This is a genomic window from Mycobacterium sp. NPDC050853, assembly GCF_040653875.1.
Classification (GTDB): Bacteria; Actinomycetota; Actinomycetes; order Mycobacteriales; family Mycobacteriaceae; genus Mycobacterium.
In genome coordinates this window covers 32,110-58,792 of record NZ_JBFAGW010000002.1, presented here as the reverse complement: position 1 = coordinate 58,792, position 26,683 = coordinate 32,110, and the positions used below count along the sequence as shown (strand labels likewise).

The following is a 26,683-nucleotide window of genomic DNA, read 5'->3' as shown; positions in this document are numbered from 1 at the left end:
CTCGCGGCAGAGTCCGGGGCCCGGCCCTACGGGTAGACGGTTACCCGTCCGTCCGTATCCGGATATCTGCGGGACTGGACGTAAGCCTCTCCCGCGGAACGCATCATCGCATTCGAATGTGCGATCGCGAACGGCCGCAGGAATGGGGTGTCGCCGTCCTTGTTGACGTAGTAGCTGTGGGAGTTCGCGCAGTTGGGGCTTTTGAATACCAGGTTTTCGGTCGCGGTCACGGCCCGTTCGAAGAATTGGTCGAAGGCTTCCTGACTGACTTCCACGCGTGTCGCATGCCGGATGATGCCGTCGGCGATCATCTCGGTGGCGTGACTGGTGCACATCTTGATGGTGTCGAACCAGTTGAACCCGACCACGCCATAGGGTCCGGGTGCCAGGAAATAGTTGGGGAATCCCGGCACCGCAACACCCTGGTAGGCGCGCATGCGGTTGTTTTCCCAGAAGTCGCCGAGGTCCTCTCCATCGATTCCCTGCACCGTGTAGGGCAGGTCGAACACCTTGAACCCGGTAGCGAGGACCAGGGTATCGAGGGGGTGCAGGACGCCATCGGCGGTTTCGATTCCCTCGGGGACGATTCGGGCGATGGAGTCGGTGACCAGATCGACGTCCGGGCGGGCGAATGTCTCAAGGTAGTTGGCCGACGCAGAGGGCCGTTTGCACGCGAAACCGTAAGTGGGGATGAGCTTCTTACGCAGCTCACGATCCTTGATGCGAGCCCTCATGCTGGCCTTGACCACGGCGCCCGCGACCTTGGTGGCATACGGGAACTGTTTGTAGTGCACCACGCCGACGGTCTGCACCAGATCGCCGCCGAGCCCACCACCGAACCTGATGGACCGCAGCAGGAATGGGGTGTATCGCAATACCCGCCGAAGGACGGGAGGTATCGACGGGTTCGTCTTGGGGCCCACGTAGATGGGGGTGCGCTGGAACACCGTCAGATGCTTCACCGTATCGGCGATCGCCGGGATGATCTGGATACCGGAGGCTCCGGTACCGATCACCGCGGCCCTCTTGCCCGCCAGCGGGTAGTCATGATCCCACTCCTGCGACAAGATCGTCTTGCCGGCAAAGGATTCCAGCCCGGGGATATCCGGCACGGCCGGTGTACTCAAGGCGCCGTGGCAGGACACGATGAATCGGGTGGTGATCTCGAATTCGCCGTCGGCGTCCACGGCACGTATCCGCCAGAGGTCGTTGATCTCATCGAAGACGACGCCACGGACGGTGGTGTTCAGCCGTGTCTTTTCCCTCAGCCCGAATTTGTCGGCGCAGTCCTGCGCGTATTGCCGAAGTTCACTGCCGGGTGCGAACATTCGGGACCATTTGGGGTTGGGAGCCTCCGCGTAGGAGTACGCCATCGAGGGGATGTCCACCTCAATGCCCGGATACGTATTGTGCCTCCAGGTTCCACCGACCCCGTCGGACTTCTCCAGGATCAGGAAGTTCTCGATACCTTTCTTACGGAGCCGGTTTCCCGCGGCGAGTCCGCCGAACCCGGCCCCGATGACGACCGCGACCAGATCAGGTACCAGCAGATCCTTGTACGCCGGGAGGGTATCGTCGCCTATCGCGCGAGCCGCGGAGAACGTCGTCATCGACCTTCCTTCTGTCCGGGAATGAGCTTCATCAGGTCGGTCATGCCGCCCTTGCTGGCGAAGAAGCGGCCCAAGCCGGGAGCGACCCGATTATTGAGGTACTGCAGGCGCGCCTCCGGTGTTACCGGAACGACCTGCTTGTTTTTCTGGACCGCGCGCACGATCTGCTTGGCCACCTTTTCGGGGCCGTAGCGACGCATCGCATACGCCCTGTCGCCGGCCTGTTGCATGCGACTTTCTTCTTCGGCGCTCACACCTGAAATCTTGCTTGTGGAAATGATGTTGGTGTGCACGATGCCGGGGCAGATGGTGGTCACGCCAATTCCGTGGGTGGCCAGGTCCGCACGTAGGCAGTCGGAGAACATGAAGACCGCCGACTTGCTGGTCGAGTACGCGGAGAACTTCTGTTGCGGCGAATACGCAGCCATGCTCGACAGATTGACGATATGCCCGCCAAGGCCACGCTCGGCCATCTTGGCGCCGAAGGCACGGCTGCCGTTCACCACACCGTAGAGATTGATGTCGATGACGCGCTTGAACTCCGCGGCCGGTGTCTCCAGGAACCCGCCCGCAGCGCCGACGCCGGCGTTGTTGACCAGTATGTCGGGTACGCCGTGGTTGGCGAATACCTCGTCGGCGTGCGCGTTGATGGCCGCTTCGTCGGCGACGTTGAGCTGGTAGGCGTGTGCGATGCCGCCGTCCTGCTCGATCAGTGCCACGGTCTCCTTGGCGCCGTCGAGGTTGATATCCGAGAGCACCACCTCGGCGCCTTGACGGGCGAACTCCCGGGCGGTTTCCCGCCCGATACCGCTACCGCCGCCGGTGATGACCACCAACTGATCCTCGAAAGGCTTGCGGCTCTTGCCCATCTCTGAGCGTCGCAGTGCCCGCGCCGGCGGTTTACCGCTTACCGCGTCGATCAGCTCGACGGTCGCCGCCGCCAGCACCTGCGGGTGCGAGAACGGCAGCCAGTGACCGCCGTCGACCACCCGACGCCAGGTCTGCTTGTTCCAGATGGGCTCGTCGTCGTAGCACGACTGCCTGATGGCAGGATCGCGCTTTCCGACGATGACCTGAACGGGGACGTTCGTGTAGCGATCTTCGGGGTGTAAGACGGCGGGAATGGCGTTCGCCCGATAGACGCGCAACGCCCTGGTGATATCGCTGCTGAAGGTGGGGCCGAGGTGGATCTGTTCAGCCGGTGCGCCTTCCCCTATGGAAAGACCGGTACGCCAACGCTTCTCGTTGACCAGCAGCTTCATGAGCAGGTTGGGGAGACCGGGCGTGCCGAACGCCAGCATGTAGAGAACAGATCCGATCTGGCCCAGTGCCAACGCCAGGTTCTTGGGGGTGGGATGCGCTAGGCGAGCCCGCACCCATTTGCTCATGTGGCTGGCGCACGGCGCGGACACCGACGTGAACGAGGCAAACCGGTGCTCCAGTTCGGGGTCGCAGATGGCCTCCCACGAGGCGGCGCTGCCCCAGTCGTGGGCCAGTACGTGTACCGGCTGGTCGGGACTGACGGCATTGGCCACGGCGACGTAGTCGCTGGCCATTTCGGTGAGCCGGAAATCACGGAAATTCTTGGGATTGGTGGTTTTTCCTGCGCCACGGTTGTCGATGGCCACCAACCGGAAGCGGTCCCGCAACAGAGGGGTCACGCCGTCCCAGAGATGATGCGTGTCGGGCCAGCCGTGCGTCAGCAGGATGGTCTCTCCGGTGGGGTTGCCCTGTACGAAGTAGGCCACGTGGATGTCGCCGTTGCGCACCACATGCTCGGTTATTTCGGTGGTGTCGTCCCCGGCCAATGTGGGTTTGGGATCGATGGTGCTCGTCATGGTGGCTTCCGTTCGCGCTTTCTGTTGTGGTGACTCCCGGTCACCCGGAATGAACAAAAATCACCGAATATCGGTGGGCTGCCTAGAGATCCAGAATCAAACGTCCACCTTCGGCGCGTGAGACACAGATCAGTATGTCTCCGGCGGCGCGTTGCTGGTCGGTCAGGATGGTGTCGCGGTGATCGGGTACGCCGTCAAGCACGCGTACTTTGCAGGTACCGCAGAATCCCTGCCTGCATGAGTAGGCGGTACCGGGGCGGGTGGCCAGTATCGTTTCCAGGGCGCTGCGCTCGGCGGGGACGGAAATGACTGCGCCGCTGCGCTTCAGCTCGACGTCGAAGGGCACCCCATTTTCGATGGGTGGTGCGGCGAATCGCTCGAAATGCAGCTCTGCACCCGGGTATTCGGCGACCGCGTCCCGTACCACCTTGAGCATCGGTCCCGGTCCGCAGCAGTAGACCGCCAGGTTCGAGTGGAGCTCCGGGATCAGGTCTTCGGCGGTGGGCAGCCCGAACTCGTCATCGGTGCGAATGGTGATGCGATCGCCGTAGCGAGCGAGCTCCTCGCGGAACGGAATCGACTCCTTGCTGCGGCCCACATAGGTCATCGTCCAGGGCAGCCACAGGTCGGAGGCGGTGGCCAGCATGGGCAGGATGGGAGTAATACCGATACCGCCCGCGATGAAATGGAACTGGCGTTTGGCCGTATTGAGATGTCCGGAAGTGGCCAGCGGGAAGGCATTTCGTGGCCCGTTTATCTGCAAAGTATCGCCGACTCGGACCTCGTCGTGCAGCTCGACGGAGCCGCCATTGCCGTCGGGGATGCGCCGTACCGCGATCCGGTAGTAGGAGCGATTGCGTGGGTCACCGCATAGCGAGTACTGGCGCAGCGCACCGGAGGGCAGGGTGACATCGAGATGTGCACCAGACCGCCAGCTGGGCAGCTCGCCGCCGTCCGGTGCGGTGAATATCAGGCTCACCACGTTGTCGTCGGCGGCCACCACCGATCGGCTGCGCACCACCAGGTGCAGCGTCCGGTCTATCAGCTCCGGCTCGGGAGGTTTGGGAGTAATCAGTGGCGCCAACCGCAACACGACCGGCATCGCCTTGTCCAGGGCCGTCAACACCGGCGGCGCCACGCGATCCATGAGCCGCATCAGGGTGTCCAGCCTGCCCGGGGCGTGCGGTGGCGACGGATGAGGTCTCGTCATGCGGCGGTGGCGGCTTTGGCCGCCGGAGACTTCGCGAGATAGGCGACAGCCTGCGCTGTGTCGCCGACGGCCTCCGGGGTGAAATCGGGCCGCAGATAGGCCTTGAACGCCTTTCCGAGCAGAGCGAAACTCAGCGTCGCCTCTCGCTTCATGGCGAGTCTTAGTTCTCGTGCAAACTGGCGTGCACCGAACTTAGGTAAAGACGGGTCCGCGCGGGCCAGCAGCCAGCCTCCGGTGACCAGTCCGCCGACAATAGGCACACAGCTGCCAAGGTAGTAGACCATCAGCCGCGTACGGCTGGCCCCGAAGTAACGGGCGAGATTCCAGGCGACGCTGCGGTGCTCGACCTCCTCGGCGCCGTGCCAGCGGAACATGTCGGTGATGACCGGGTCGGCCCCGAACTTCTCGAAGTCGAAGTTGAGTAGCCAATCGCCGGCGGTGGAGGTCAGATGTTCCAGACCGGCGATCATCGTCACGCCCTGGACCATGACGCGGTACTGGAGTTTCGGCGGCAGCGAGTCCATGCGTTTCTGAAATTGTTCGAACAGCTGCTCGGAGTGCTTGATCCACACGCTCAGGTCGATGCCGTGCTGGGTGAAGTACTCACGCAGCGCGTGGTCGTGGGTGTCTGAGTGCATCTTCTCTTGGCCGATGAATCCGATGACGTCTTCCCGCAGGCGTTCGTCCTTGATGTACGGCAGGGCACGGCTGAACACGTCGACAAACATCTGCTCGCCGACCGGGAGCATCAGGTTCAACGCCGAGAGGGCGTAGGAGGCGATCGGTTCGCCCGGAACCCAGGTCAGGGGGGAGTGTGAAAAGTCGAACGTGACGTTGCGAGCGTGCAATGCGACGTGGCCTGCGTCGACGGGCGGAGCCACGTCGGGAGTCTCCATGGAGATCGCAGTGGCGGTCAGTGCCTGTTCCCTCATCCTGTTTCTCCTGGTCAAGAGTCTTTATTCGTGCGGTTTGCTGAGCAAAACGGAGTCTATACGAATAGGCATACTGTTGGTATCGGATACATGAAGTATGACTAATGTGTAGGCGATGGGGAAGTAGTTAGGTGAACCTCCACGGAACCTCCACAAAAGGCTCCAGCGATCGCCACAAGCGTCAAATAGGCTGTTCATGTGCCCAGTCAGCGAAGAATCTTGGTTGTCGATGACGAGCCCACTATCTGTGCGTCCATCTCCGCGCGGCTTCGCGCCGAGGGGTATGCCGTAGATACCGAGGACAACGGCCTCGATGCGGTGCGGCATTGCCGCGAAAACCCGCCGGACCTGATGGTGCTGGACGTCATGTTGCCCGGGCTCGACGGCCTGGAGGTCTGCCGCCAGGTGCAGGCGCACGCGCCGATTCCCGTGCTGATGCTCACCGCGCGCGGCACCGAGACCGACATGCTGGTGGGCCTGGGGGTGGGTGCCGACGACTATCTGCCCAAGCCGTTCAGCATGCGGGTGCTGGTTGCCCGAGTCGCGGCGCTGCTGCGCCGCACCGAGCGAGCCGCGGCGCCGAGCACCGATATGCAGGTGGGTTACGTGCGGATCGACGTCTCCGAACGCCGGGTGTACCACCGGGACGATGAGGTGCATCTGACGCGCACCGAGTTCGATCTGCTGGCGTACCTAGCCGGCAATCCGCGGGTGGCGATCACCCGGGAGCGCCTGCTCGATCAGGTGTGGGGCTGGAGCGAGGGGCTGCCGTCGGGCCAGCGCACCGTGGACAGCCACATCAAGGCGCTGCGGCGCAAGCTTGGTCAAGAGCTGATTCGCACCGTGCACGGGATCGGGTATGCACTGGAGGTGCCACGATGAGTCAACTGCTGGAACTTCTACCGCGCCCGCTGGATCCGTTGCGCTCCTTCAAGTTCAAGACGGCGGTGCTGGTCGGGGTGGCGCTGCTGATTGCCACGTGCCTTCTCTGGATCACCGCAGAGTGGAAGCTGCGGTACGCGCTCACGCTCGCGTTGTTTGTGTCGTTTGGGGTGACGTGGTTTCTGGCGCACGGGATGACCTCTCCGCTGCGCGATATGACGGCAGCGGCCCGGTCGATGGCGCAGGGCGACTACTCGCGCCGGATTCGTTCGACCTCCCGTGACGAAGTAGGCCAGCTGGCAACGGCTTTCAATCACATGGCGGCCGAGCTGCAGTCCGCGGAGCGATATCGGCGTGAGCTGGTCGGGAATGTCTCGCATGAGCTGCGTACGCCGATCACGGCGCTGCAGGCGGTGCTGGAGAACATCGTCGACGGGGTGGCCGAACCGGACCCGGCGACGCTGAAAACCGCACTGGCGCAGACCGAAAGGTTGGGCCGGCTGGTCGATGATCTGCTGGATCTGTCGAAGCTGGAAAACGGATCGGTTCCGGTGCAACGCAGATCGTTCGCGGTGCGTGAGTTCGTGGACGACGCAGTCGCTGAGGTGAAGACGATCGGGCGACCGGTGCGCTATCACGTGACGGTTGAGCCATTCGATCTGAATGCGGTCGCCGATACCGCCCGGCTGCATCAAGTGGTGGCCAACCTGCTGGACAACGCCTCGCGGCACAGCCCGCCCGGGGGACAGGTGTCGGTGTTCGCGCGCACCGAGAACGACGCTCTGCTGCTGGAGGTCGCCGACACCGGGCCCGGCATCGCCGCGCACGAAAGATCAAGGGTATTCGAGCGATTCACCCATGGGGGATCGCGCGATGGCGGCACCGGTTTGGGGCTGGCCATCGCGCAATGGGCCGTCGATCTACACGGCGGTCGCATCGAAATCTTGGATGCACCCGGCTGCCGGGTGCGAGTCACATTGCCGCAGTTTGATTCAGATTCACAGGAGGGGAATTCATGACAACTGGTTCGATAGTGCCGCCGCAGCCGTATCCGATTCCGGGGGCTCCAGTTCCGGGTGCGCCCGCAGGGCCGCCCGTGCCGCGCCCGCCGGTGCCGATCTTCGGGCCGCCCACGCGGTTCCTGACGGCATGGCCGCGGGACATCCGCTCCAAGATGACGCAGGGCGCGCTGCTCAGCGGTATCGGCGCCGGGCTGGTCGCGGCGCTGTGCTGGCGGTCTTCGCTTCCGGGTCTGGGCTGGACGCTGACCGCGTTCGCGGTGGCGCTCGCAGCCTTCGCAACGCAGAGGGTGCAGTGGACGTCCACGCGCATTGGTGCGCTGCTACTGGCGCTGTGCCTGGTGGTAGTGCCGACCGTGCGTGATGCGGGATGGCTTGTCGCGCTGTGCGTCCTGACCTCGCTGGCACTGTTCGTCTACGCGCTGGCACCGGCGCGGACGTGGACAGGCTTGATCTACGGGCAGTTCGTGATGCTGAGAGCGCCTTTCCGGGTGGCGGGCTGGATGCGGCGCGGCAGCCGCACGATGTCACGCGGCCGCAAGATCAACCCGGACCGTGCGGCCATCGTCGTGCTGATCACGCTCGGCCTGGTGGCGGCATTCGGGGCCCTGCTGGCCGACGCCGATGCGCGATTCAGAGCGCTGATCAGCGGGGTGCTGCCGTTCGTGTCCTTCGGCGATGTGATCGGGCGCGTGGTGGTGGGCGTGCTGGTCGGCGGGTTCGCGTTGGGTGCCATCTACGTGCTGTCCAAGCCGCCGAGCTTTGACCGGCTGGCGCCGACGGAACCCAAGAAGCTGCCGCGCTGGGAGTGGAGCTTGCCGCTGGCAGCGCTGAATCTGCTGTTCATCGCGTTTGTGGGCGTGCAGATCTCGGTGTTGTTCGGGGGAGATGAGCATGTGCAGGTCACTGAGGGGTTGACCTACGCCGAGTATGCGCGGCAGGGCTTCTGGCAGCTGCTGTTCGTCACCATCCTGGTGATGGGGGTGATCGCGGTGGCGATCCGGGTGGCGGGTCGCGCCGATGACCGCGACAGGCTGTACCTGCGGGTGCTGATTGGTGGGCTTTGCCTGACCACACTGGTAATCGTGGCGTCGGCTATTCACCGGATGTCGTTGTATGAGAACGCCTACGGGTACAGCGTGGAGCGGCTGCTAGTGCGCTGGATCGAGCTGGGCATGGGGCTGGTGTTGATGCTGATCCTGGTCGCGGGCATCCGGATGAGCGCGCGGTGGTTGCCGACGGCGGTGGTGGCGGTCGGCGCGTTCGGGATGCTGGGGCTGGCGATCTTCAACCCCGAAAGCTATGTGGCGCAGCGCAATGTCGAATTCTTTGAGCAGACCGGAAAGATCGATCAGTGGTACATGGGGAGGTTGTCCTCGGATGCTTTCGCGGCGACGAAGTCGCTGCCCGAGGAGGTGCGGGTATGCGTGCAGGGGAGAATCGCGGAACAACAGCGGGCGACGGCCGCCTGGTACGAGTACAACGTGAGCCGGGAGAACATCCGGGCTGCTGAGGTCAAGCCGACCTCTTGCAACGTGGATCGCGACGGTAGGTGACCTGGCTTCCAGGGCCTTAGCAGCCGATCGGCTAGAGTTCAGTGCTGCTAGGGGCGGTAGCTCAGTTGGTTAGAGCCGTGGACTCATAATCCATTGGTCGCGGGTTCGAGCCCCGCCCGCCCTACTTCTGAATGGTTGGCCGGGGTTGATGTTCTGCACTGGGGTGCAGGTGGCCTGAGAACACACATCCGACGCAATGGCTTTAAGTCCTGGGGTCCGATTATGAGTGCTCCCGGTCGTCGTTTTGTTGTGGCGTCAGCGGGCTCCTTAATTCGGTGGGCGCAAAGCGGTGACTTGGCCTCTAACCTAGCTATCGAGAATAGATGCGACGGCGAAGCGATGCGCTGGCCTTATGCACACCGATCGGTACTTCGATCTGCCTCTGCTGCTTTTGCGTTCTAGCCGGCCTTCACAGTGGTGTCCTAACTTGGGTCGGAGGTTTCGCGCGATCTGCGGGCAGCGAGTGTTGATTGCGCGGTGTTGCAGTGACGTGAGTCGGCAAGCTGTGCTTGGCTGCTGCGTCTTGATGAAAGCCAGGTTGTATCGGCTTGCGGGGACTGATTCGTGCAATCTGATCGATCAGCTACCAATTGAGCCTAAAGTGGTGACCTCGTGGCGTGCGTCGTTAGGACGTACCAGCATCCGCTTGACTAGATGGAGGTGCGATGGCGGGCCGAACGGTCGATCAGCTCAAAGTTGACTACCCGGATGTAGATTGGCGGGAAAAATTCATAGAGTTCTGTGGACTGATGGAGGCTCTCGCAGACTGCATCATTTCTGACAACTATGTTGTCTCGGATGAGTTAAACGCGGCTATAAAGTTGAGCGAGGCCGGCAACAAGCTAATGGGCCGACTGCTTCGGCAAAAAGTAAATGCGAAGGACGCGCGCCTCATGTGCGCGCTAACTCTGGGGCATGATGAAATTTTCGTTGATATCGATGCGACCGACATCATCAAGCTCTCTGAGGCTATCGACGCGGGGATTAAGAAGGGTGCAATCAGATTCCCATTTATCTATGGCCGTGAATTCTATGATACCTATGCAGAAATGTTCGATGACGAGCGGGAATTCCTGTCCAACGAAGAGACTCTTCGACTTTTAGAGAAGCTGCCTAGCGGTGTCTTCCAATATGGAGTTTTTACGATTGGTCCCTACGGAGTATGCCAAAGCTCTGAGCCCCGGAAGATATCGGCAAGTCGACGCGTACCCGGTTACCACTGCTCGGTTCCCGCGTGCCTTGCGATCCATCCAGTTTCGTTACAAACGGGAAGCAACGCGTCAATAAATCGCGATCGTGTGAAGTTGGAAGACGCCCTCCAAAATATGCCTGCAGACGCTAGCGACTGGTGGCAATACGCTGCAGAGCTCAGCGGTGGAGCAAGCACTCGCTACGGCGACCAGCAGATTGCGGTATTGCTGCCACTAGTCGGCGATACGTTGTCGGATGGCGAGTTGCGGAGCCTGGTATCCAATCTGTTTGACAACACTAAGGGTCAGCTTCGTGAGGCCGTCTCGCCATTTCTGAACGTTGGCGACGCCAGATCATGTGTCGAGGCTCTCGGTAGGGCCGAGTTGCTTCAAATAGTTCTACTTGCAAGAGAAGAACCGATTGCTTGTGCTCTCGATCGGTTGGTTCGTGCGGGAGATATTAAGGTGCCGCGGGGTGATGTGCGCAGACCCGTCGTCAACCGCAACGTCCGTTCAGGCGCGTTCCGCCTGCATGCCGAGCTGGGGCATTACGGAGTCCGCTTCGTCTCGGATGATCCTGGTCTTGCACTGCTGCGAGAACGTCGACTCCTCAACAAGCTCTATGTGCGCGAACCGGGTACCGACGTTCAAGAGCTCGAGTGGCAGTTGCGGGGGATCGATATCGAGGATCTTGATGAAAAGTTAGAGCATTTTTACCAAACTAAGGCTCCTACGGAAGCGCTCAGACGCCTTGTCTTGGCACGCAAATCTAATGCAGTCACCGCCTGCCATGAAGTCGGGGTTGATCACGATGAAGGATTAACGGATACGGCCCTTATCGAGACGCTGCTCTGGAAACTCGGTTTTCCTATCGAGTCGGACGAGGATCCGCATAAGTCATTTTGGGAGCGGCACGAACGTCTCTGGGCGCTTACACAGTCGCTGACGGTGGCAAGCAGTTCGGAGCGTTTTCAAGAAACCGCAATGCCCTATTTCACGATACTTGAGGGTCTTCTGCTCGATTCTCTCGCGTTTACATCATGGGCCTTGCTTGTAGATCACACCAGAACGGACATGCCGTTCACTTACGATAACTCGGATGACCGTGAGGCGGGTCTGGCTCTACTGCAAAGTGCTTGGGTTATAGAATCCGCTGGCGGTACTTACGATATCGACTACACCGGTTCGCGCGTCGATCTTCGAGCTCTCATGGACGGCTTTCGGGTGCTCGCTAAGCATCTCGACCGCTGCCGCGTTACACCAGAACTTTACGAGCGTCCGGCCGCGGAGATTCCGGAGTTTGATGGTAAGACCGAACTTAAGCGTTACCTTTTGCGTTCAACTTTGCCGTTTCTTGACCTCTCCAGACCCAGTCAAGATCGCATCATAGAGAGTTTAGAGCAAATTTCGCAATCGATGGCCAAAGCTGAAGTCAACCAAGTCCGTAACGACTACATGCATTATCGTCGAATTGCGCCTAATGTCACCCGTATTGAGAATGCCCTTGAGGCGACCCGGCAAAGCGTTAGTAAGATCGAAAACATGGGCTTCTGTCGTCTTATGTTCTCCCCAGCAGCCGTGGTCCAAGATCGGTGGGGTCAACGAATCCATGAATTCATCGGACCTCGAAGCTACGAGCATTTCTTTGCGAGGCCTACAACACTTGATTGGATGGGCCTGCCGCGATTAGTGGAGGCCCAGTATCTTCTTCGCGCAGCAAGTTTTGGCGATCCAAACGAAGTTCTGAGGTTCACGCCCAGGTACCCAAGCGAGTTCTCGGAGATCTGGCAAGGGTTTCCCAACCGACGACGTCGAGGGCCCGGCTCCTTGGCGGCCGAGGATGCGCCTGCACATAAGTCTGACGTCCAGGCCTCGAGGTGAATTTGTCTTGAATCGATAGAACGTGAGCCGCTAGGTGCATCGGTGGTTCCGCCAGATACAAGTCGTCCATCGCAGGTGACCCACTGAAGCTGCCTCGCCCGGCGCGTTGGGCGAGCTGGCGTTGGTCTGCTCGCCATAGGCCCAACACTTCCCGAGCCAGCATCTGATCGGCTGCACAAATGGCCGCAAGCACCGAGGCCGCGAGTTGTCTGGAAGAGCGTCACGGATGGCAGGGTTGGGGCCGACGCTTAGTACAGAGGGACCTGCGATGGCCAGCTATGGTGCGCAACCCATTCGAACCGACAGTCCGATAGTTCCCGACCGTGCCATAGTGGGGTGTTATCGGTGAACCGGCATCTGACGCTGGCGGATCGGCTCGACCTAACGCAAGATAGCCGGCGCCCACCCGTTTCGCAGGTCTGTTAGCGGTGGCGAACACATATCCGAAACCAGTTGGATAGCAGCGGTTATCCACGACATCGTGCTAACGAATCGAATCGTCGCAAGTGCTACGCGATGAGCGTGGTGGTAGTTCAGAGCAGTCAGGCGATACGCCAGCTCCGGTAAAGCTGGTCTGCGTGATCTGTGTGACCGGCCCCAGCGATGCGATAGGACGGGAGCATCGAACACCTGCGCCATGCTGTGCGGCGTTGTGTGGCGATAACAGGCAAGGAAACCTGTGTTCAGGCTGACGGAAAGTCGAAATCTGACAGCGGGTGGGTTGCTTGGAGTAATTCCGAAGTGGTCGCCACCGCCTTCTCGGCGACGTCCTTCGTCATCTCCTTACCGCCGTGCACGGCCTTGTTTCGTGGCTCGATCACTTGCGGCCCGAACCGGTCGGGCAGTGCGGCGACCTTTAACTTCTTCGCAAGCTCTGTTAGGGGCCCAAGCATCCTGTGCTTGTCCATCAGCGCTTCGGCCATGTCGGGGTTGCTGTTGACCGCGAGATGCGCGTCGAGTCTTGCCGTGAGGGCAAGTTCCGCGGCCGTACCCGCGTCGAGAATGGCTCGACGATATTCCCCTGTGTTCAGGAGTGAGCGCGCATCCCGAAGCATCAGCCGGGCATCGGGTGGCTGCCTCGCTTCGCCGGTAAGCGACATGCACCTTTCCAGCTGAGCCTTAGTCAAAGGATCTCCGACATACGGCCGTAGTTGAGGCATCTGAACCCAAGAAAACCCTGGCTCCTGCCCGTACCGCGGCTCAGTGATCCACATAGTTGTCCGACTGAATGACTGACGCCGCTGTCTGCCGAGTTCGATCAGGTCCTGCATGCTTACCACTCCGATCCAGTCCGCCAGCAACGACCACCAGGTAGTTCGGTGTGTGACCAGATGGTCGCGAGTGTGCTGAAACTCGTCATCATCGCCTGCTGCGCCTTCTGTGATGAAGCGAAGTTGCTCCACTACGAAGTATTTCGGCGGGAGGACGGCAGTGTTCCAGTCTTCCGAGGGGTCCGGGTCGCTCCACTCTTGCATGGACCCCCATGCGCTATCACCGGCGTAATGGGCTTCTGCCGCATCCCTTTTATCTCGTTCGGCTCGGAAATTGGAGTGGGGCGCGATGAGATTGTGGTGATGCACGTCCGGATCAAACCTGGGGAGCCTCACCGTCAGCGGGAAGCAGGGCATACGCGACTCGTAGCTCTGATCCAGACACTCGGGCAGGACCAGAAATCCCGCGTCGCATGACATATCGCCTTCGATGCGCTCCTTGGTCACCTTTGTCTCCTCCCCTCCTGGTGTCGGCATGAGTCGCCGGCGTTGTGGCGCCTGGCGTCCTGGCGTTGCAGCCCGACGTGCCTCTTCATCCAAGCGCAGTTTGGCGGTCAGGGACAGGTCGCGGGCGGTGATGTGGGTCGAATCAACGGTCGATCGCGTTCCCTGGCAGCCGATCTGAGCATTTGGAGAGTAGCTAGAACAAGTACTGCCAATCAGCGTTTGGGATGAATCCCCTCTTCACGTTCTTGGCGATGTGCTCGTTCGTCACCTCAACAAGGGGCCACCGCCTGAACGTGAGACCCCCGCGATCAGGGTAGGTCTTCGTAATTCGGAAACCATCTGCTAGCGGCCGGAGAGTCTTGTCATTGATGGCTAGCTTTCCCCACAGCGATCCAATTAAATGAGCGAGCGGGGATAGTGGATCTTCGTCGTCGTAATCGTGACGGAGCCCAGACATCACGATGTCTTGCCCGCTCATAAGCTCGGCTATCTCCGGGGGTATGTTCTGCGCTAGCGAGAGCGGCATCCTCATCGAACGTAGAATTTCGCCCTTGACGATCGATGTTGAGCGAACCCAATAACCGAGATCGGCTACGCACAGCATGTCGAGCCCGTCACGAGGCGTTCTGACGTCCTTGTCGAACCCCTCAACCAAAGCCTTCACCTTGAGCTTCGGATCGTCGGCCTTCTTCCAGCTATGCGACTCGGCCAGAAGGCCGAAAAACATGGGTGGTGCCAGGTGATCCCGTGGTGTCCCCTCACGAATCTTCATACCCTGTCGGATCATCGCGGCTTGTTCATAAGCTTCAGCGATCTCTTTGCGGTTGACCGTGCGCTTCACGCTGAACGCAGCGGCGACTCCCGATGCCAGAACATCGCGCTTCTTCCGAAGTGGCTTCGGATAGTGGGGATGGAACACAACCAGATCGACCTCTCTCGACTTGGCAGGTCCATCTTCCGTCTCAAGCAGCAGGTACTTGCGCTTACGGATCTCATAGTCAGGAGGTAGCCAATCTGAGAGCACTTCATCCCAGACTGACTCAACACCATGGCCAACTTCTTGGATCTTGTTCGCTTGACGCGCTGCTTCTTGCTCACGTTCGTAGGCTTCAACGATGGACCGGTTCACGTCCTCCAGCCACTGGTGATGTTCGTGCTGCATGGCCCGATGGTAGCCAGCGCCGTCGATAGAACAACGGAGGTTTGAAGGGTGCGTCCATACAACCGGGCTTTGATCCGTGGAGACAGAGAGATACGGGGGGCTTCGGTGGCCTGTGCTGTAAGTGCGCTCTCACCCGTCGGGGGCATCGCTGCTCGACGGACGCAACGCCACCCACAGTCGGCATGACAGCGAGGCGATGAGATGCCTTGTCGCCAAGCCGGATACGCCCGCGTCTTCATCTCGGTGACCGAGAAGAAGTCGAAAGCGCTACGTAAGCATCGGGTCGATCGCCGACCGCGGCACCAGCACCTGCAACGCCCCGTATGAGTCGGGCAATATCGCGCCTTGGTCGAAGAAGAACATCACCCCGTCGTTGAGCACCGCGAAATTCTGGTAGTTGGCAGGGTTGTACAGCGAAGCCGGTGAGAACGGCAGCGGCGGTGGGGGAGGTGGCGTCGTAGTGGTGGCCGACGTGGTGGTAGTCGGCTGTCCCGAGGTTGTAGTCGGCGTGGGAGGCGCGACCGGCGGTGCCAGCTGTTGCTGCAGTTGAGCCTGGACGACCGGCGCGACGGTCTTCAGCGGATCGTCCACCTGCCATAGCGGCACATTTTCTTTGTCGTCCGCTGCGGCCGTGTAGATGATCGCCTTGCGATAGCTCTGGTCCCAGTTGTATGCCTTGTACGTCGTCTGCGGCTGCGCGCTGCCGGCGTTTTGGTACACCTTGAACACCACGGTCTGCGTGCCGCGCGGGGGAATCGCCGAGGTGTATTCCGTCGGCTTGATGGTCAACTGAGACGGCGTACTACGGGGCGCGCCAGACTTGGCCGTGTTGAGGAACGCGTCGCGCGTCTTGGCGACGTATTCGGCGATCGGCTTTTGGTCCGGGTAGTTCAGCGGAATGGTGATGTCGACGCTGTACCCGGTATCGGAGAGGCGGATCTCACACGTCTTGCCGGTATTGCTGCCCTTGAGGTCGGCGCAGTAATCGTGTGGCGCCGCCACCGCCACGCCAGCAGAACCGAAGATGGCGGCAACGGTGGCCAGCACGGACACGCTCACAGAGCGCATGGATAAGGAGGGCACGTACGCACTCTAACTTCGCAAGGTGAACCAGGTGCCTGGACCGGTGAACTGAGCCACCGAACTGACTGGGCCCTTGGAGTTGCCTGATATTCGGGTGGAAGCCCTCTCAGCGGCTTCATCACCTCGCTACGATCACACCGTTCTTGGATCTTGAAACCCCTACAAGGGAGCGGCCATGACGGGATCACCAGACAACGACTTCAACGGCAAGATCGCCTTGGACATCAGGGATTCCGAGCCTGACTGGACTCCCTACGCCGCTCCGACGGCTCCGGAGGGTGCCCCCAACATCCTGTATCTCGTCTGGGATGACACCGGGATCGCCACCTGGGACTGCTTCGGCGGCTTGGTTGAGATGCCTGCCATGAGCCGCATCGCCGAGCGCGGCGTCAGGCTTTCGCAGTTCCACACCACCGCGCTCTGTTCGCCTACCCGGGCATCGCTGCTCACCGGCCGCAACGCCACCACCGTGGGCATGGCCACCATCGAGGAATTCACCGACGGCTTCCCGAACTGCAACGGCCGTATCCCGTTCGACACCGCGCTGCTCTCGGAGGTGCTCGCCGAAAAGGGCTGGAACACCTACTGCGTCGGGAAGTGGCACCTGACGCCGCTGGAAGAAGCGAATCTCGGGGCCACCAAACGACATTGGCCACTCTCGCGCGGCTTCGAGCGGTTCTACGGCTTCATGGGCGGCGAGACCGACCAGTGGTACCCGGACCTTGTCTACGACAACCACCCCGTCACCCCGCCCGCCACCCCCGAAGACGGTTACCACCTGTCCAAGGACATCGCCGACAAGACCATCGAATTCATCCGCGACGCCAAGGTGATCGCCCCCGACAAGCCCTGGTTCTCCTACGTCTGCCCCGGCGCCGGGCACGCCCCACACCACGTCTTCAAGGAATGGGCCGACAAGTACGCCGGGAAATTCGACATGGGCTATGAGGACTACCGCGAGATCGTCCTCGAGAACCAGAAGAAGCTCGGCATCGTCCCGCCGGATACCGAATTATCGCCTGTTAACCCATATCTCGACGTGAAGGGCCCCAACGCGGAACCCTGGCCGCTACAGGACACCGTGCGTCCATGGGACTCGCTCAACGACGAGGAGAAGCGCCTGTTCTCCCGCATGGCCGAGGTCTTCGCGGGGTTCTTGAGTTACACCGACGACCAGATCGGCCGGGTTCTGGACTATCTGGAGGAGTCGGGCCAGCTCGACAACACCATCATCGTGGTGATCTCCGACAACGGGGCCAGCGGCGAGGGCGGCCCCAGCGGCTCGGTCAACGAGGTGAAGTTCTTCAACGGCTACATCGACACCGCCGAAGAGAGCCTGCGGTTCTACGACAACCTCGGCGGCACCGACACCTACAACCACTACCCAATCGGCTGGGCGATGGCTTTCAACACGCCCTACAAGCTCTACAAGCGCTACGCCTCCCACGAGGGCGGTATCGCCGACACCGCAATCATCAGCTGGCCCAACGGGATCGCCGCACATGGCGAAGTCCGCGACACCTACGTCAACGTCAGCGATATCACTCCCACGATCTACGACCTGCTGGGCATGACGCCCCCCGAGGCGGTGAAGGGCATCGCCCAGAAACCGCTTGACGGCGTGAGTTTCACCGCGGCACTTAAGGACCCAAAAGCACAGACCGGCAAGGACACCCAGTTCTACACAATGCTCGGCACCCGTGGCATCTGGCACAAGGGTTGGTTCGCCAACACCGTGCACGCCGCCACCCCGTCGGGCTGGTCGAACTTCGACAAGGACCGTTGGGAGCTGTTCCACATCGAGTCCGACCGCAGCCAGTGTCGCGACCTTGCGCAGGCCGAGCCCGCGAAACTCGAAGAGCTCAAACAGCTCTGGTTCGATGAGGCCGCCAAATACAACGGCCTGCCGCTGGCCGACCTGAACATCCTCGAAACCCTGACCAGGTGGCGCCCGTACCTGGCCGGTGAGTGCACCTCGTTCATCTACTACCCGAACACCGCCGAAGTCGGTCTCGGTGCTGCGGTAGAGATTCGGGGACAGTCGTTCTCGGTGCTCGCCGAGGTATCGATCGACACGACGGGAGCCGAGGGGGTCATCTTCAAACAGGGCGGCGCCCACGGCGGGCACGTGCTGTTCATGCAGGACGGGCGGCTGCACTACATCTACAACTTCATGGGGGAGAAGGAGCAGAAGGTGTCCTCGTCGGGCGCGGTGCCGCTGGGCGCGCATGTGCTCGGCGCCCGTTTCGCCAAGACCGGCACCGTCGCGGGCAGTCATACCCCAGTCGGCGACGTGACGCTCTTCATCGACGAACAGGTCGTCGGGTCACTGCCGGGCGTCGAAACCCACCCGGGCACATTCGGGTTGGCCGGGGCCGGCTTGTCCGTCGGGCGTAACAGCGGCTCGGGGGTGTCCTCGGCCTACAGAGTCCCGTACGCGTTCACCGGCGGGACCATCGCCCAGGTGGTTGTCGACATCTCGGGGGAGCCGTACGAAAACCTGGAGAAGAAGTTGGCGCTGGCCTTCTCAAAGGACTAGCCAAGGATTAGGCGGGCCACTCGGTGAGTTGTTCCCATTCACCGAACGGCGGCTTGTGCGCGGCAACGATCACGATCTGCCCGGTCACCGCAGACCCCGGGTGGTACTCGTCGACGGCGAATCCGCCCTGCCGGTCGTCGGGCGTCGCGCCATCCCAGATGTAGACGGGGCCAGGCTCGCTGGTCTCGATTGTCTCCGGCTCGCTGCCGCACTCGGATGCGGGCTCGTCCCGGCCCACGCCCGTGTGCTTGCCATCGGTGCGGCGCCAGATGCTGCTGCCTGCGCGGATCACAGGTTCACTCACGCACCGGATGCTACGCGCTGTCACGCCCCGTAGGCAGGCACAAATTGACGATGCGGTGAACACATAGAACGAGTAGGTGTCTACCCGAGCCATCGTCGCCGCACTATGTCACCGTGGAGGGGTGATGAAACGGCTTGGTACGTTGGCGGTCGCGTTCGCCCTGCTGCTGGCGACGGCCCCGCTGGCCGCCGCATGGGGCCCGCAGGGGCACAACATCGTGGGGGCGGTTGCCGATTCGGAGCTCACCCCGGCCGTGCGCGCCGAGGTCAGCCGACTGCTGGCCGGTGAGGCCAACCCGACGTTGGCCGGGGTCGCGAACTGGGCCGACCAAGTGCGGCCCAGCCGGCCGGACACCGCACCCTGGCATTACGCCGATATCGCCGAGAACAACTGCCAATACGTGCCCGCAATAAATGGTGACAATGGCAATAACGTCATCGAAGCGATCCGCAACCAGACCGCGATCCTCGCGGATCGGTCCAAGCCCGATGCAGAACGCCGGGAGGCGCTGAAGTTCGTCGTGCATTTCGTCGGGGATATTCACCAGCCGATGCACGACGGATACGCCCGCGACCGCGGTGGCAATGACATCCCGCTGACCTACAACGGCCGGTCCACCAATCTGCATTCGCTGTGGGACAGCGGATTACTGAATACCCGCGGTCTGAACGACGCCCAGTACACCCACGCGATTCTGGGCCTGCCCGCCCCGGATCTCGGCGGCACCGATCCTGTCGACTGGGCGCAGGCCACCTGCCAGATAGCGGTGGGCGCCTACCCGAGCACCTCGACCATCGGCGTCGACTACACCAATGAATACCGGCCCATTGCCGAGGCGCAACTGCGGCTGGGCGGTGACCGTCTCGCGCGCTTGATCAATGGCACGCTCGGCTAATGCGTGACAGCGCTGTCTGTCTGGGGTCCAATCCGAGTGGTCTACTATCGCTGAATTGGGGATCAGCAGTGACCACAGTTGGCTAGCTGCTGATCGGGTCGGGCAATGTCGGTTGACGCATGTCGATAGTTGCTTTGGTAAGGGCGATAAGTGGGCATCACAGGTCGGGGTCGGGTTTACGCGCGCCCGGGATTGCATCGTAGCGGCATACGGATCTACGAGGCCAACAATGAACTCCTGGAACGGGTTCGGCTGCGTCGGGTGGTCTCGTTGGTCTCCGCGGTCTGTATCACGACGATCGGCGCCGCAGCCATTCTGATGGCAGCCGCCGGTTTGTCGATCATTCCCGCGCTGTGTGTTTGCATCGCGATTCCGGCGTTCGGATGGGGAATCCGATTCGCACGGAACAAGCCCGTGACCTATCTGGAATCGATCGCATACGTCGTGTACTGGGACGTCGCCATTCTGATCGGCATCTGTGTGGTGACGGCCTCGGGCGCCGCTTTTTTGAAACTGGGATGGCTGCTGGGCGCTAACGTCTACGTGTCGGTGCTCCACGGCCGGGTGGCGGTCGTTGCCCAATCGCTGGTGACCGCGGCCGGGACGGTGTTGGCGGTCGCGGGAGCCGTGCTTCGTCACGATGCCAGCGTGGTGGTGCTCACGGCGATGGTGTGCACCATGCTCCTGGCCAATGTGATCGCAGGATGGCTGGTCTACTTGGGCAAGGCGCAGTTCGCCGAGCATGCCGTCGGGAAAGACCACCTCTCCCGTCATGACGACCTGACCGGTCTGCTGAACAGGCGCGGTCTGCAGGAGGCGTACGAGGTATGGGCAGGCGTGCCCGGAATGCAGGTAGCCGTCGCTGTCGTCGATCTGAATGCGTTCAAGTCGGTCAACGACACCTTCGGCCACCACGTCGGCGATGAGGTGCTGCAGCGGACAGCGCACCGCCTGCGCGCGGTGGCCGGACCAGATGCCCTGCTGGCCCGGCTCGGCGGCGACGAGTTCGGCATCGTCGCGCTCAACGACTCACCGCGTGACGTCGACTACCGGCGCGCGGTGGATGAGGCACTGTCCGGTGAGGACGACGAGGTGCCGGTGACTGCCAGTGTTGGCGTGGCCAGCACCGTGCTGCCGGAATCGGATCGCACAATGATCCATTCGCTTGCGCCTATCGTCCCGTACCTCCTGGTGGAAGCCGACGGCGCGATGTACTGCGCGAAGAAGTCCTGCGGTCTGGACCATCACCACGCGCACTGACGGCCGGTCGTCGCGCGCCCAATCCGTCATCGACCTGTCAGAGCCATGCCAAGACGTTGTAGCCAAGCTCAACGAGACGTAGTGGGACGCGACGGCTCGTCGGCTCGGTGAGGGGAAGTGGCGTGCCAGGTGGCGTTCGGCGGTGATCCAACTACAAGTTTGCTGTGAAGGTGGACGATTGTCGGTATTGGTCGGTACTCTTGATTCCGCGAGTTCTTTGCTTAGAAACGACGGGGACGATTGTGGCCGGATACGAAGCATCCACGGAGCGACTGACAGCAGCGGTAGGGCGCCACAGCCACGCTGCCCGATCTGTTGCGACCGATGAGTTGCCTGATCGTGATCTTGAATCGCGTGATGATGCTGGTGCCGATAGTGTTCGCCGCCTGGCATCATTCGCTGTCGGCTCGGCGCTGGTGGTCGGTGCGGTGGCCGCGCTCCACAATCTGTATCGCAGTGGGGATGGTGCTGCTGAGCTGGTCGGTTGGTCCGGGCTGTTGCTGCTGGGCATGACGGCTCTCGGTGGAGGCGTCAAGCTGGTGCTGTGGGGCGCCAGGCCCGTGACTGCCGCAGTGTCCGATGCGGTGAAGGGACGCTGCTCCGAGTCAGTGCGGGCGGTTATTGCGGCTCTCGGTGTGGTCGCTGGCTCGTTGGCGATGTGGTGGGTCTTCCGGGGCGGCTACACCAGCTGGTGGCAGAACCTGACCGGTGAGAGCCAGTGGTCGCTGTCGCTCGGTGTTGGCCAGATGCTTGTCGCCGTCGCGGCGGGAGCCGCTTTGTTTACCGGCGGCAAGTACTTGACCGGCTTGGCCAGAGAAGCGCTGACCGAGTCGGGGCTGCTAGTCGAACGTGATCGCCCAGCAGGCAAGGCCGGAGCGCAGGAAGCGCTGTGGCATCCCGGCCTGGTCGCTGCCCTTGTTGGTGGTGGTTTGGGGTTGGTGCTACTGACCGCTGGGGTCACCCCGCGGTTGTATGTGTGGATCACCGACCCGGATGTGTTCCCGGCCGTGGGGGCCATTGCTTTTGTGCTGCTATGGGCGGTCTGTTCGAATCTGGGTTGGTGGAAAGGTCTTGGTGGCCTGTGGAAGTGGGCTACAGATGCTTCGCAGAAGACGGCTGCGACTGCGGGTGTGGTTGCGGTGTTGATGTTTTCGGCCGGTGGTTTGGGTTTGGGGTGGTTCACTCCAGCGACGGTGCCGCAGGCACACGCGGCGTGCCCGCCTGATTGTGGTGGTCCGGGCGGTAGTGATGGTCCTCCCGGGGGCGGGCAGATGTTCCAGCCCCCGAGTCAAGGCGGACCTCAGATGCCTGACTATCAGGGTTCGAACTCTAGGTACCCGAGTCTGGACCAGAACAATGGCGTGAGTATCTACAACCAGCAGGCCGGTCAGGGGGCGACCTCGAACAACGCTGGCTCCCCGCAGCAGGGGGTGCAACCGGGACAGAACGCTGACGGCTCGTGGCAACGGGCAGCCAATGGTGAGCAGATGCCCAACTACCAAAACGCCACCCCGTTCACGCAGGGACCGGGCGCGCCGAATCCGGACTATCAAGGTGGGCAAGCTAATCCGGGATCGCAGGGCGGCCAGCCGAATCAGGGTGTGCAGCAGCCGGCGCAACAGCCGCAGCAGGCACCCCAGAACCAGCCGCCGGGGCAGAACAGCGGGCAGCAGCCGAACCAGTCGGATCAGCAGAAGATCGATGATCTGACCCGCCAGTTGCAGGATCAACAGACGCAGACCGGCCAGGACCGTCAGCGTCTCGATGACCTGACGAAACAGCTGCAGCAGAACAAATCGAATCAGAAACAGCAGCAGCTGCCGAAGTTCCCGTCCAAGGACGACAAGAAGGACCGTGATCAGCAAGAGCAGCAGGACCGCGATAAGCAGTCCGGCGACAACGATCTCGTGGCGCTGTTGATGGGTGCGGCCTCCACACGTCGCCGCAAGCAAGACGAACAGGAGCAAGGGCCTGACACCAAGGCTCTTGGGCAGGACGCATCGCAAGTGGCGCAGGGTCTTCCCGGTGATGTGCAGACGTATGTGCAGTCCGGGCAGGGCATTGCGCAGTCCTCGGGCCAGGCGGCACAGGGCTTCGGTTCCGCGGCGCAGGCTGGCGCCTCGCTGGCATCTTCGGCCCAGTCGGGTGCGGTGAACCCACAGGACGCCATCACCTTGGTTCAGGGTGTCTCCCAAGGTATTCAGGGCACCGCCGATGCGGTCAACAGCGGCAGCCAGATCGTGAAGACTGCCCAGAAGGAAGCCGACCAGGCCGCTCAAGCCGTCGGGGATGTCAACCCGCAACTGAAGCCGCAGATGGAGCAGATCACCAAGCTCAACGACCAGGCATCGCAGGTAACCGACATGGTCGGTCAAGGCGCACAGCTGACGTCGCAGGGAGCGGGCGCGGTCAACACCGTCTCCAGCATGGGGTCGGGTGGGCTGCCGGACACCAGTGGTACGGCCGAAGCAATGTCCGGTCCCGCTGGTCAGGCTACTGACGCCGCAGCGCAGGCACAGTCCGTCGAACTCATGTCCGGGACCGCGCCAGATCCGGGTGATCCGAGCACGGTCGTTCCCGCGGAACCAGCGGCACCGGCGCGCGGTCAGGCCATCAACCTCGGTCCGGTCGCCGGTACAGATTCGCCGACTGGTGCTATCGGAGCAGGTGGTACTGACCTGACGGAGATTGCTCCTAGCGGTCAAGTCGGTCTGGCTGGTGACACTTTCGCTGGGCCGGGTGCCTACAAGGGCGACTGGAGCCCGTCGATGGGTCTGCATGTCAAGCCAGGCACGCTAGACGACACCACCAAAGGCGTACAGTTCGATCGCTCGTTTGGGGCCAAGGACTCTCTGTACGCGGACAAGATGATTCCTGGCGCCGGGCACAGCCAATTGCCCGCAGGGACCATCAACGTCAACGGCACCGACTACGCAATGATCGACAATGTCGTGGACCTCAAGCCGATAGATTCACGGCTAGTGAAGATCGACCCCAATGGCGGTGGCTGGACGAGCGTCGCTGGGAGCACTCGTCCTGGGGACTATCTTGGCGGAACGCAATCGCAATTTAGCGGCTATCAATCCAGCGACGGCAACGTCTACATGCTCAGCGATGGCTTCGCCCGCGATCAAGGCCTGTCCCTCTGGAAAGCTGGTCCGAGTACGTTCACTGATCGCAGCACCTGGCAAGCCTGGGGACTGCAACCCGATGGCAGTATGGGCTGGCTCCCGGCTGGGCAACAAGGAGCCCCCATAAGCAACGGACAAACATATGGCGAGTTCAGCATGAGGGAAATCGAAGGGAAAACCGTCCTCTCCGGTTTTAACAGCACTCCGGGTATGGGTCAGGTTGAGGTTTTGGTCGCTAACAGTCCCGCTGAACTATTCACTAACGGTGTGAAGACTGTGATCGCGACACAGCAAACAGTTCCTCAAAATTATGGAGGTTACATCGTGCCCGGATCCACCTTGGATTCGATGCGTATACTGGTGAGTCAATGGAACACTAAGGCCAACACGCCGTACAACGTTCAAGAATTTGTCGCCAATGTTAACCGGTAGCGCGTCCTCGCAGCGGGGGAGAGGATTATTCCTAATGAGAAGTACCGTCGTCTACGCCAGCCTTCTGCTTAGCCTTCCTCTAGCGCTGGCTCCCATCACCCACGCCGAACCTCCACCGTTTCCCGACTTGGCTGCGTACAGCCCGGTAAATCCAGATGACTATAAAGTTGACGCATCTAGCCCGGGGCATCCCGACGCCAAGCAGACATATTTTATTTCACCCGATGGGGCGGTTTGTAGTTTCTTAAATTCGTCTGCTGGTTGCTCTGGTGATAATTTGCCTGGAATACAGCAGAAGGACAAGAATCCATATACTTTTGTTTCAACGAATGGCGGGATTCAGAAGGCATCCAATGCGCCCTATTCCGAGCGGACGATTCAACAAGCCAATAGTCTTCCGCCGCTTCATTCGATCACGGTTAATGGCGTTGTGTGTGGGGTCGATGATGCGGGCCTGACCGCTTGTAAAGACCCCCAGGGGCGGGGGTTTGTTCTGTCACCGCAGGGTTCGCACTGGCTACCGCACGTATAGCGGCGACAATGGCGGCGGTAACGGTCGCGACCGCCGCGGCGCTGGCCGACGTGGCCCAGGCTGAACCCCCGGGTTTCCCCGATGTGTCCGGTTTCGTTTCGGACAGTCCGGCTGACTATCCGCTACCGCTCTCGCGTTCAACCGACAAGGCGGTGCGATTCTCGACTCCATTCGGACATACCTGCGATATGGGGCAGAGCCGGTTCATCCACTGCTATGGCAAAGCACTGCCCGGATATGTGGATACGGAGGCTCTTCAATCCAAGCCGTGTGGGCAACAGGTAGTTACCGGCGGCGCACCGAGCAGTCCTGCGTACTTCCAGCCTGCCGAGATTCATTGTCGCGACGCCCAGGAGCCGGTTTTGCCGCCGGGACACAAGATTGAATTTAACGGAGAGTTGTGCGCGGTCGGACCCGATTTCACCGCATGCAGGGATAGTAGCCAGCCCGAGCCGCGCGGTTTCGTGCTGCGCCAGGACGGCAACAGCCTTCTCTTCTAACCCAATTCAGAAAGGAACAGCGCGGTGATTGGTGCCGCTAGCCTGTCTGGGAGAAGCGGCCGTTGCCGCCGCGTGGCCCGCTACAGGTACTTGCCGAAGTAGGCGGCGAGTTTCTCGACAGCAGGATCGACGTACTCCGGCTTGTCGTACAGGTCAATGTGTGTCGCGCCCTCGATCAAGAAGAGCTCCTTCGGCTCACCGGCCTTGGCGATGGCCTGCTCGCTGAAGTACAGCGTGTCCGCTTCCGTTCCCGCGATCATCAACAGCGGACGTGGAGAAATGAGATCGACATGGTCGTATGACGAGTACGCCGCGATAGAAACGATGCTCGACGCCACATACCAATTCGGGGAGTTCGAATGCTGCGCCCGGGGTGTGCGGTAGTAGTCGGATCCCTCTGCAAACAACATCGGGGTGTCAGCGGTAATCTCGTCGGCCTCGGGAACTATATGGGCGAGCGTTGGTTTGGCGCCTTGGGCCTCGGCACTGCGATCGGCGGCCGCCACAGCGAGCGCTTGTTGAAGCTGCTCCGCACTCTGTCCACCGCCGAGCCCGTCGCGGTACAGCGATCCGATGTCGGCGCCGCTGACCGCGGCGACCGCCTTGATCCGAACGTCGGTGGCGGCGGCGTTGGGAACGTACCCACCGGATGCGCAGATACCCAGCGCACCGATTCGCTCAGCATCGACACGTGGCACCGTCGTCAAAAACGACACTGCTGACCGAACGTCCTCCGCCCTGGCGAACGGATCCTCCAGGAAGCGTGGTTCGCCCTCGCTTTCGCCCTGATAACTCGCATCGAACGTCAGCGCCACGAAACCTTCCTCGGCCAGCTTCTGCGCGTACAGGCCAGCCGTTTGTTCCTTCACTCCGCCGAACGGGTGGCTCACCACAATGGCAGGCAGGCCCGCCTCATCGGTGTTGTCGGGGTAGTGCAAGTTCCCTGCCAATTGCAGACCTTTGCTAGGGAACCGGACGTTCTCGGGCATTATTCGCATCCTCTTCTGCT

General features: G+C 61.6%; 19 protein-coding genes and 1 tRNA gene. 11 read left to right on the top strand and 9 right to left on the bottom strand.

Going from position 1 to position 26,683, the window contains the following annotated elements; translation table 11 throughout:
- Positions 1 to 26: 26 nt before the first annotated feature.
- The 4 genes from AB0H22_RS08540 to AB0H22_RS08525 form a co-directional block, all read right to left on the bottom strand.
- Entirely contained in the window at positions 27 to 1,610 is a 1,584-nt protein-coding gene (locus tag AB0H22_RS08540; RefSeq protein ID WP_358146256.1) for an NAD(P)/FAD-dependent oxidoreductase, read from the bottom strand.
- On the bottom strand, positions 1,607 to 3,448 hold the full coding sequence (locus AB0H22_RS08535) for an SDR family oxidoreductase (RefSeq protein WP_358146254.1): 1,842 nt from the start codon (positions 3,446 to 3,448) through the stop codon (positions 1,607 to 1,609). Before AB0H22_RS08535 ends, AB0H22_RS08540 begins: the two co-directional genes overlap by 4 nt.
- 82 nt (positions 3,449 to 3,530) lie before the next feature.
- Positions 3,531 to 4,604 (bottom strand): PDR/VanB family oxidoreductase, encoded by a 1,074-nt coding sequence (locus AB0H22_RS08530; RefSeq protein ID WP_358146686.1) that lies wholly within the window; start codon positions 4,602 to 4,604, stop codon positions 3,531 to 3,533.
- Between the two features lie 50 nt (positions 4,605 to 4,654).
- Entirely contained in the window at positions 4,655 to 5,590 is a 936-nt protein-coding gene (locus AB0H22_RS08525) for a metal-dependent hydrolase (RefSeq protein ID WP_358146252.1), read from the bottom strand.
- Positions 5,591 to 5,809: 219 nt separating this feature from the next.
- Here AB0H22_RS08525 and AB0H22_RS08520 point away from each other — a divergent pair, with 219 nt between their 5' ends.
- The 5 genes from AB0H22_RS08520 to AB0H22_RS08500 all read left to right on the top strand — a co-directional run bounded on the left by AB0H22_RS08520 (position 5,810) and on the right by AB0H22_RS08500 (position 12,118).
- Positions 5,810 to 6,472, top strand: a complete 663-nt coding sequence (locus AB0H22_RS08520; RefSeq protein WP_358146685.1) for a response regulator transcription factor — start codon at positions 5,810 to 5,812, stop codon at positions 6,470 to 6,472.
- A complete protein-coding gene (locus AB0H22_RS08515) occupies positions 6,469 to 7,491 on the top strand; it encodes a HAMP domain-containing sensor histidine kinase (protein ID WP_358146250.1) in 1,023 nt (340 codons plus the stop codon). The genes AB0H22_RS08520 and AB0H22_RS08515 overlap by 4 nt, the downstream gene beginning before the upstream one ends.
- Complete coding sequence (locus AB0H22_RS08510; protein WP_358146248.1) at positions 7,488 to 9,047, top strand: DUF4173 domain-containing protein; 1,560 nt, start codon at positions 7,488 to 7,490, stop codon at positions 9,045 to 9,047. Before AB0H22_RS08515 ends, AB0H22_RS08510 begins: the two co-directional genes overlap by 4 nt.
- 50 nt (positions 9,048 to 9,097) lie before the next feature.
- Positions 9,098 to 9,171: transfer RNA gene (locus AB0H22_RS08505), tRNA-Ile, on the top strand.
- A 541-nt stretch (positions 9,172 to 9,712) separates the two neighbouring features.
- Positions 9,713 to 12,118, top strand: a complete 2,406-nt coding sequence (locus tag AB0H22_RS08500) for a hypothetical protein (RefSeq protein WP_180751857.1) — start codon at positions 9,713 to 9,715, stop codon at positions 12,116 to 12,118.
- Between the two features lie 683 nt (positions 12,119 to 12,801).
- Here the strand turns inward: AB0H22_RS08500 and AB0H22_RS08495 are convergent.
- The 3 genes from AB0H22_RS08495 to AB0H22_RS08485 all read right to left on the bottom strand — a co-directional run bounded on the left by AB0H22_RS08495 (position 12,802) and on the right by AB0H22_RS08485 (position 16,081).
- A complete protein-coding gene (locus tag AB0H22_RS08495; RefSeq protein ID WP_358146246.1) occupies positions 12,802 to 13,836 on the bottom strand; it encodes a hypothetical protein in 1,035 nt (344 codons plus the stop codon).
- A gap of 193 nt (positions 13,837 to 14,029) precedes the next feature.
- Positions 14,030 to 14,998, bottom strand: coding sequence for a DUF6602 domain-containing protein (locus AB0H22_RS08490; RefSeq protein ID WP_180751859.1), 969 nt, complete (start codon positions 14,996 to 14,998; stop codon positions 14,030 to 14,032).
- A 267-nt stretch (positions 14,999 to 15,265) separates the two neighbouring features.
- Positions 15,266 to 16,081 carry an RsiV family protein gene (locus AB0H22_RS08485; protein ID WP_358146244.1) on the bottom strand — a complete coding sequence of 272 codons (816 nt, stop codon included), beginning with the start codon at positions 16,079 to 16,081 and terminating at the stop codon, positions 15,266 to 15,268.
- Between the two features lie 175 nt (positions 16,082 to 16,256).
- Here AB0H22_RS08485 and AB0H22_RS08480 point away from each other — a divergent pair, with 175 nt between their 5' ends.
- Positions 16,257 to 18,620, top strand: coding sequence for an arylsulfatase (locus tag AB0H22_RS08480; protein ID WP_358146242.1), 2,364 nt, complete (start codon positions 16,257 to 16,259; stop codon positions 18,618 to 18,620).
- 7 nt (positions 18,621 to 18,627) lie between these two features.
- Here the strand turns inward: AB0H22_RS08480 and AB0H22_RS08475 are convergent, their stop codons facing one another.
- Positions 18,628 to 18,924, bottom strand: coding sequence for a hypothetical protein (locus AB0H22_RS08475; RefSeq protein WP_358146240.1), 297 nt, complete (start codon positions 18,922 to 18,924; stop codon positions 18,628 to 18,630).
- Between the two features lie 124 nt (positions 18,925 to 19,048).
- Here AB0H22_RS08475 and AB0H22_RS08470 point away from each other — a divergent pair, with 124 nt between their 5' ends.
- From AB0H22_RS08470 to AB0H22_RS08450, 5 genes are all read left to right on the top strand, one after another.
- A complete protein-coding gene (locus AB0H22_RS08470) occupies positions 19,049 to 19,819 on the top strand; it encodes a S1/P1 nuclease (RefSeq protein ID WP_358146237.1) in 771 nt (256 codons plus the stop codon).
- A 150-nt stretch (positions 19,820 to 19,969) separates the two neighbouring features.
- On the top strand, positions 19,970 to 21,079 hold the full coding sequence (locus AB0H22_RS08465) for a GGDEF domain-containing protein (RefSeq protein WP_358146235.1): 1,110 nt from the start codon (positions 19,970 to 19,972) through the stop codon (positions 21,077 to 21,079).
- Between the two features lie 386 nt (positions 21,080 to 21,465).
- On the top strand, positions 21,466 to 24,642 hold the full coding sequence (locus AB0H22_RS08460; protein WP_358146684.1) for a DUF4185 domain-containing protein: 3,177 nt from the start codon (positions 21,466 to 21,468) through the stop codon (positions 24,640 to 24,642).
- Positions 24,643 to 24,676: 34 nt separating this feature from the next.
- Positions 24,677 to 25,174, top strand: a complete 498-nt coding sequence (locus AB0H22_RS08455) for a hypothetical protein (RefSeq protein ID WP_358146233.1) — start codon at positions 24,677 to 24,679, stop codon at positions 25,172 to 25,174.
- Positions 25,175 to 25,182: 8 nt separating this feature from the next.
- Complete coding sequence (locus AB0H22_RS08450) at positions 25,183 to 25,674, top strand: hypothetical protein (protein WP_358146231.1); 492 nt, start codon at positions 25,183 to 25,185, stop codon at positions 25,672 to 25,674.
- Positions 25,675 to 25,754: 80 nt separating this feature from the next.
- Here AB0H22_RS08450 and AB0H22_RS08445 read toward each other — a convergent pair whose 3' ends face one another.
- Positions 25,755 to 26,663: an alpha/beta hydrolase gene (locus tag AB0H22_RS08445; protein WP_358146229.1), complete on the bottom strand. Its 909-nt coding sequence runs from the start codon at positions 26,661 to 26,663 to the stop codon at positions 25,755 to 25,757.
- Positions 26,664 to 26,683: the final 20 nt, after the last annotated feature.

Excerpts from the sequence above, each read along its gene's own strand:
- AB0H22_RS08510 (WP_358146248.1), top strand. The coding sequence starts at position 7,488 with ATGACAACTGGTTCGATAGTGCCGCCGCAGCCGTATCCGATTCCGGGG.
- AB0H22_RS08445 (WP_358146229.1), bottom strand. The coding sequence starts at position 26,663 with ATGCCCGAGAACGTCCGGTTCCCTAGCAAAGGTCTGCAATTGGCAGGG.
- AB0H22_RS08490 (WP_180751859.1), bottom strand. The coding sequence starts at position 14,998 with ATGCAGCACGAACATCACCAGTGGCTGGAGGACGTGAACCGGTCCATC.
- AB0H22_RS08525 (WP_358146252.1), bottom strand. The coding sequence starts at position 5,590 with ATGAGGGAACAGGCACTGACCGCCACTGCGATCTCCATGGAGACTCCC.
- AB0H22_RS08470 (WP_358146237.1), top strand. The coding sequence starts at position 19,049 with ATGAAACGGCTTGGTACGTTGGCGGTCGCGTTCGCCCTGCTGCTGGCG.
- AB0H22_RS08515 (WP_358146250.1), top strand. The coding sequence starts at position 6,469 with ATGAGTCAACTGCTGGAACTTCTACCGCGCCCGCTGGATCCGTTGCGC.
- AB0H22_RS08530 (WP_358146686.1), bottom strand. The coding sequence starts at position 4,604 with ATGCGGCTCATGGATCGCGTGGCGCCGCCGGTGTTGACGGCCCTGGAC.
- AB0H22_RS08540 (WP_358146256.1), bottom strand. The coding sequence starts at position 1,610 with ATGACGACGTTCTCCGCGGCTCGCGCGATAGGCGACGATACCCTCCCG.
- AB0H22_RS08450 (WP_358146231.1), top strand. The coding sequence starts at position 25,183 with ATGGCGGCGGTAACGGTCGCGACCGCCGCGGCGCTGGCCGACGTGGCC.
- AB0H22_RS08480 (WP_358146242.1), top strand. The coding sequence starts at position 16,257 with ATGACGGGATCACCAGACAACGACTTCAACGGCAAGATCGCCTTGGAC.
- AB0H22_RS08455 (WP_358146233.1), top strand. The coding sequence starts at position 24,677 with ATGAGAAGTACCGTCGTCTACGCCAGCCTTCTGCTTAGCCTTCCTCTA.
- AB0H22_RS08500 (WP_180751857.1), top strand. The coding sequence starts at position 9,713 with ATGGCGGGCCGAACGGTCGATCAGCTCAAAGTTGACTACCCGGATGTA.
- AB0H22_RS08535 (WP_358146254.1), bottom strand. The coding sequence starts at position 3,448 with ATGACGAGCACCATCGATCCCAAACCCACATTGGCCGGGGACGACACC.